This is a genomic window from Vibrio sp. 10N.222.55.C6 (genome assembly GCF_041473395.1).
Taxonomy (GTDB): Bacteria; Pseudomonadota; Gammaproteobacteria; order Enterobacterales; family Vibrionaceae; genus Vibrio; species Vibrio crassostreae_C.
This window is the reverse complement of record NZ_JBFRSD010000937.1, coordinates 1-368: the sequence shown is the minus strand read 5'-3', so window position 1 is coordinate 368 and position 368 is coordinate 1. Positions and strand designations below refer to the sequence as shown.

The window sequence follows — 368 nt, the reverse complement described above, 5'->3', positions numbered from 1 at the left end:
CTTCGATTAGCAAGGGGTTAGATGCACTCACCAACGCAGGAGATGCGATGTTTTTTACTGATGAAGAAAAAGCGAAGCACAAGCTGGCACTGCTTAAAGCGTATGAACCTTTTAAGTTGGTACAGCGCTACATTGTGTTGTTGTTCACCATTCCTTATGTGGCACTGCATGTGATGGTGATTCTTGGCTGCATGCACGGTTACGATTGGAAGCCATTAGGGGAAATGACCAATGAAGCGTTTGGCTATCCGGTGCTAGCGGCTATTGGATTGTATTTAACGGGTGGCGTGGTGAAGAAGTAGAAAAGCAGATTCGAGTAGCGGGTAAACGAGATGCGGAGAGATTAAGAGCGAGGACAAGAATATGAT

General features: G+C 45.9%; 1 protein-coding gene. It reads left to right on the top strand.

From position 1 onward, the window contains the following. The coding region (locus tag AB4486_RS26935; RefSeq protein WP_372119840.1) for a hypothetical protein at positions 1-302 on the top strand (302 nt) is incomplete at its 5' end. Between the last annotated feature and the right edge of the window lie 66 nt (positions 303-368).